This window comes from Nocardiopsis sp. NPDC055824 (assembly GCF_053616335.1).
This window is the reverse complement of record NZ_JBSHDN010000299.1, coordinates 1-5,590: the sequence shown is the minus strand read 5'-3', so window position 1 is coordinate 5,590 and position 5,590 is coordinate 1. Positions and strand designations below refer to the sequence as shown.

The window sequence follows — 5,590 nt, the reverse complement described above, 5'->3', positions numbered from 1 at the left end:
GGCCGTGCCCTCGCGGGCCGGCCGGGGCCTCCTCGTGTTCCCGCGCCCGGTGTCAGATCCGGATCGTCGTGGAACGCACGATCTCGAAGACCGGGTGCCGGTCGGCCTCCTCCGCGAACGCCTCGTCCGGGGCGTCCGGCGGCGCGTCGAAGTACGGCCCCACGACGGCGGCCCGCGGGTGGTTGACGTACTCCTTGAGCAGGGGGCCCGCCTCCTCGTGCCCGAGTTCGCGCACGCTCACCAGTTCGATCCAGCCGCCCTGGCGCAGGGTCGCGAACCCGTCCTTGCGGATGTTGCGCACCCAGTCGACCTCGCCGTACGGGGAGACCAGGAACCTGCCCCGGTCGCTGTCCAGCACGTCGAGCGGGACGGTCCGCAGGAAGCCCGACTTGCGCCCGCGCGTGGTGAGCAGGTGGGTCGCGGGCGTCCCCAGGCCGTACTTGACCAAGCCGCTGACGAAGGCGTTGGCGACCCGCCGTACCCGCGTCATCTCGAACCGCTTCGTCGGTTCGTTCACCATCTCGGCAACTCCCTCGATCGGATGCTCCCCATTGTGGTGGTTCCGGGCGGCCGACGACACCGGCAGAGGGCCGTGATCCCGCCTCCGGGCCGCTCCGCCCGTGCCGCGGGCCCCCTCTCCGCCCCGTCTCCCGGGGCGCCGTGCGGACCGGGGGCCCGGAGGGCCCGGGTCAGCGGAACGCGGAGATCCCGGTCACCGCCTGGCCGATGCTGAGCGCGTGGATCTCCTCGGTGCCCTCGTAGGTGGCGACCGTCTCCAGGTTCACCATGTGGCGCATCACCGGGTACTCCAGGGTGATGCCGTTCGCGCCGTGGACCCCGCGCGCGGTGCGCGCGACCCGCTGGGCCGCGGCCACGTTCGCGAACTTGCCGAAGCTCACGTGGTTGTGGTGGCAGTCCCCCCGGTCCTTGAGGCGGCCGATCCGCAGCGCCGTCATGCCCGCGTGGTTGACGTCCACGACCATGTCGGCGAGCTTGCGCTGGGTGAGCTGGAACCCGCCGATCGGCTGCCCGAACTGCTCGCGTGTCGCCGCGTACTCCAGGGCCGCCTCGTAGCAGGCGCGCGCGGCGCCGACGGCGCCCCACACGATGCCGTAGCGGGCCTCGTTCAGGCACGACAGGGGCGCCCCCAGGCCCTTCGACGCGGGCAGCACCGCGTCGGCGGGCAGGCGCACACCCTCCAGGACGAGTTCGGAGGTGATGGACGCGCGCAGCGACAGCTTCCTGTGGATGACGTTGGCGGAGAACCCGGGGGTGTCGGTGGGCACCACGAACCCGCGGACACCCTCCCCGGTGGCCGCCCACACCACGGCCACGTCGGCGACGGACCCGTTGGTGATCCACATCTTGGTGCCGTCGAGCACCCAGTCCGTGCCGTCCCTGCGGGCGCGGGTGCGCATGGAGCCCGGGTCGGAGCCGGAGTCGGGCTCGGTCAGCCCGAAGCAGCCGACGACCTCGCCCGCCGCCATCCTCGGCAGCCACGCGCCCTTCTGCTCCTCGGAGCCGAACTTGTGGATGGCGGCCATGGCCAGCGAACCCTGCACGGACACGAAACTGCGCAGACCCGAGTCGACGGCCTCCAGTTCGCGGCAGGCCAGCCCGTAGGCCACGGCGCTGGAGCCGCCGCAGCCGTACCCCTCCAGGTGCATGCCCAGGAGCCCGAGGTCCCCGAAGGCCTTGGCGAGCCCGCGCGGGTCGGGCAGGGTGCCCGCGTCGAACCACTCGGCCACGTTCGGCAGCAGTTCCCGCGAGGCGAAGCCGCGCACGGCGTCGCGGACGTCCCGCTCGGTGTCGGACAGTTCGGCGTCGAGGGCCAGGAAGTCGTGCGGGTCCGGGGCGGCGGGCCTGCGGGAGTCGCTCATGGGTGGGTGTCCCTTCGTGGTGCGTCGGCCGGTGCGGCCTGGGGCGGGGTTGCGGGGGCGGTCCGGCGGTCGGCCGCCGGCGCGGGGCCGGGCTCCTGGACGGCCCCGCGCCCGATCATCGCGTCCACGCGCGCCGCGTCCACGCCGAGTTCGGCGAGGATCCGGCGGGAGTGCTGTCCCAGGAGCGGCGGGGCCGTGAGCGGCGGTGGGGCGCCCTCCAGCCGGAACCCCGCCCGGACCTGTTCGATCGGGCCCGCCGTGGGGTGCTCCACGGTGCGCAGGACGTCGTCGCCGGCGGCGTCGGCCGTGCGCAGCGCGTCCAGCACCCCGCGCACCCGCCCCACCGGGACCCCGGCCCCGACCAGCAGGTCCATCCAGTGGTCGGCCGGCTCGGCGCGCAGGACGGCCGACAGCTCCCCCACCAGTTCGTCGCGGTGGGCCACGCGTCCCGGGTTGGTGGCGTAGCGCGGGTCCTCGGCCAGGTCGGGGCGGTCCAGTGCCCGGCACAGCCGCTGGTACAGGGCGTCGTTGCCGGCGGCGACCACGATCTCGGCGTCGGAGGCCGGGAAGACCTGGTAGGGCACGATCGTGGTGTGGGCGTTGCCGACACGGGCCGGCTCCGCCCCCGTCACGAGCGCCTGCTGTGTGAGGTTGACCAGGCCGGACAGCGTGGAGTTGATCAGCGACGCGCTGACGTTCTCGCCGCGGCCGGTCGCGCGGGCCCTCGTCAGCGCCCCGAGGATGCCGACGGCGGCGTTGAGCCCGGTCAGCACGTCGGTGAGGGCGACCCCCACCTTGCTCGCCGGCCCCTCGGCCGGGCCCGTGGTCGCCATCAGGCCGCTCTCGGCCTGCACGACGATGTCGAACCCGGGGCGGGCGGCCGGCTCGTGCTCCGGGCCGAAGCCGCTCACGGAGCAGTAGACGACGGCGGGGTTGCGCGCGCTCACCGCCTCGTAGCCGAGCCCGAGCCGGTCGATCACGCCGGGACGGAAGTTCTGGACGACCACGTCGGAGGACGCGCACAGCTCCTGGACGGCGGCCAGGCCCTCGGGGTCCTTCAGGTCCACGGCCAGGCTGCGCTTGTTGCGGTTCACCGACAGGAAGTAGGCGGCCTCGCCGGGGCCCCCGCCCCCGTCGGCGGGGCCCGCCCAGGGCGGGCCCCACGCCCGGGTGTCGTCGCCGCGGCCTGGCTGCTCGACCTTGACCACCTCCGCGCCCATGTCGGCGAGGAGCATGGTGGCGTACGGGCCCGCCAGGACGCGGGAGAGGTCGGCGACGCGCACCCCCGCCAGGGGCAGCGGGACGGCCGGGCCGGCGGGGTCGGGCGCGGGGCCCGCGCCGGATCGGATGTCTGTCACGGGGATGTCACTCCTCGGCGTCGGCGCCGCCGGGCAGCTGGTCGCCCTCCCGCAGCTGGTGGTAGGACTCCAGGCAGCGGCGCAGGGCCGTGGTCAGCGCGGCGCCGGACTGGCCGGCGTACCGCGTCTGCACCCGGCCGACCAGCTCGGCGATGTCCTCGGTGACCGAGGCCCCCTCGACCAGGGCGCGGAAGAAGTCCTTGCCCAGGTCGGTGAGCAGGGTGGTGTCCGCGGCGACGATGCGGCCGTCCGCGGTGTCCACGGCGAGGACGACGCCGAGCCGCTGGTACTGGGAATGGCTGGCCACGGAGTCGGGAAGACGGGCGTAGCCGGAGATGAGGACAACCCTGGGGTTGCGGAGAACCTGCTGGATACGGTCGTCGCCGTGCAACGGACACACCTCTCGCTCGCGGGCATGCGAAAACTCCAACGCTCTGGAGTCTCGCGCCTGGAGGGCGGCCGGGGGAAACCGGGCGCCCGCGGCGTGAGGGCAGGCACCCCAAGTATGTCCTGACCGGTTCGGCGGCTGTCAAGCGGGGCGCGGCCCGTACGGCGGACCCGCGGGGGCCGGCCCGTTCCGTACGCCCCCTCGGCCCCGCGCCCTCCGGAGCGGCCGTGAGCCTCGCGCCCGGCCGCCCGTACGGATCGCTCCGCCGGTCCTCCCGCGTGGTCGGTCCTTGCGCGCCCCGGTCCCGCCGGTGTGCGGCCCGGGCCACAGGGGATCCCCTGGTCCCTCCCGGGGCGCGTGTGCTAGCCTGCCTCGCAGGTCACGAGTACCAGCGCTAAGCCCCGGCTTGCTGGTCGGCAACCCTCCTTCCGCGGTGGGGTGCCCCGGGTGAGGACCAGGTCCCGACACGACCGTGTCGGACAAGCGCGGACCCCTGTGGTGTAGCCGTGACGGCGCCCCCGCGGGTCCCACGACCCGCAGAAGAGGTGCCCCATGACCGTCGTCAGCCCCATCCACACCGCGCGCTCGTTCCGTTCCGCCGCCCCGTCCGCACACCCCTCGGGCGGCGCCGCCGGGTGCACGGTCGTCGCCTCGGACGAGGGCGTCCCCCTGGTCACCGGCGAGCGCGTGGAGTACGCGAACTTCGACTACGCCGCCAGCGCCCCCTGCCTGACCCCCGTCGCGGACGCCCTGGCCGACGCGCTGCCCTACTACGCGAGCGTGCACCGGGGTGCGGGCCACCACTCCCAGGTGAGCACCGACGCCTACGAGCGGGCCCGCCGCAGCGTCGCCCGCTTCCTCGGGGCCCGCTCGGAACCCGCCGACGCGGTGGTGTTCGTGCGGGGCACCACCGACGCCCTCAACCTCCTGGCCCGCTCCGTGCCGGAGGGCTGCACGGTCGTGGTGTTCGAGACCGAGCACCACGCAGCCCTCCTGCCCTGGGAGCACCCCGCCGCACGGGCCGGGAGAGTGGTCCGCCTGCCGCTGCCCGCCACCCCCGAGGCGGCCGTCGAGGCGGCCCGCACCGCGCTGCGGGAGTCCCCCGAGGGCCCCAGGCTCCTGTGCGTGACCGCCGCCTCCAACGTCACGGGCGAGATCTGGCCGGTCGGGGAACTGGTCGCGGCCGCGCACGCCGAGGGCGCCCGCGTGGTCGTGGACGCCGCCCAGTACGTGCCGCACCTGCCGTTCGGCCTGGAGGAGACCGGCGCCGACTACGTGGCGCTGTCCGCGCACAAGCTCTACGCGCCCTTCGGCTCCGGGGTGCTGGCCGGCCGCGCCGACTGGCTGCGCGAGGCCACCCCGTACCTGTCCGGGGGCGGCGCCACGCGCCTGGTCACCGAGCACGAGGTGGTGTGGAACGACCTCCCCGCGCGCCACGAGGCGGGCAGCCCCAACGTGCTCGGCGCCGTGGCCCTGGCCGCCGCCTGCGACACCCTCACCCCCGACGTACAGGGACTCCTGCACATCCGCGAGTCCGCTCTGCTGGAGCGGCTGCGTGCCGGGCTCGCCGACGTGGAGGGCGTCACCGAGCTGACCCTGTGGGGCGACGAGCACCCGAGGGTCGGCATCGTCTCGTTCACGGTGGACGGCCTGCCCGCCGACCTGCTGGCCGCGGCGCTCTCCGCCGAGCACGGCATCGGGGTGCGGGACGGGCTCTTCTGCGCCCACCCGCTCACCCGGCACCTGCTGCCCGAGGGCCACGCCCAGGCGGTCCGGGCGAGCCTGGGGATCGGGACGACCCCGGAGCACGTGGACCGGCTCGTCGGCGCGATCGCCGACCTGGTCGCCCACGGGCCGGCCTGGGAGTACGCCGACTGCGACGGCCGACTGGCCCCGGTCCCGGACCCGCGCAACGTGCTCTGACGCCGGAGCGGAGCCCGGAAGGAGGCGCCCCGGCGGCCGGC

Annotated in this window: 5 protein-coding genes and 1 riboswitch; of the genes, 1 reads left to right on the top strand and 4 read right to left on the bottom strand. The window is 75.1% G+C overall.

Translation table 11 applies throughout. The annotated features are described in order from the left end of the window. Positions 1–52: 52 nt before the first annotated feature. The 4 genes from ACWGL3_RS30590 to ACWGL3_RS30575 form a co-directional block, all read right to left on the bottom strand. Positions 53–520, bottom strand: a complete 468-nt coding sequence (locus ACWGL3_RS30590) for a nitroreductase/quinone reductase family protein (RefSeq protein ID WP_267945866.1) — start codon at positions 518–520, stop codon at positions 53–55. 169 nt (positions 521–689) lie between these two features. Further along, positions 690–1,880 carry an acyl-CoA dehydrogenase family protein gene (locus ACWGL3_RS30585; RefSeq protein WP_344176316.1) on the bottom strand — a complete coding sequence of 397 codons (1,191 nt, stop codon included), beginning with the start codon at positions 1,878–1,880 and terminating at the stop codon, positions 690–692. Further along, positions 1,877–3,238, bottom strand: a complete 1,362-nt coding sequence (locus ACWGL3_RS30580; protein ID WP_378551805.1) for a CaiB/BaiF CoA transferase family protein — start codon at positions 3,236–3,238, stop codon at positions 1,877–1,879. The genes ACWGL3_RS30585 and ACWGL3_RS30580 overlap by 4 nt, the downstream gene beginning before the upstream one ends. A gap of 7 nt (positions 3,239–3,245) precedes the next feature. Beyond that, positions 3,246–3,629 (bottom strand): DUF3870 domain-containing protein, encoded by a 384-nt coding sequence (locus ACWGL3_RS30575; RefSeq protein WP_267945864.1) that lies wholly within the window; start codon positions 3,627–3,629, stop codon positions 3,246–3,248. 374 nt (positions 3,630–4,003) lie between these two features. Further along, a riboswitch (SAM riboswitch) is annotated at positions 4,004–4,118 on the top strand. A 60-nt stretch (positions 4,119–4,178) separates the two neighbouring features. On the opposite strand from ACWGL3_RS30575, the gene ACWGL3_RS30570 reads away from it, so the two are divergent. Continuing rightward, the gene (locus ACWGL3_RS30570; RefSeq protein WP_267945863.1) at positions 4,179–5,549 is read left to right on the top strand and encodes an aminotransferase class V-fold PLP-dependent enzyme; all 1,371 of its coding nucleotides are present in this window, start codon (positions 4,179–4,181) and stop codon (positions 5,547–5,549) included. Positions 5,550–5,590 lie beyond the last annotated feature (41 nt).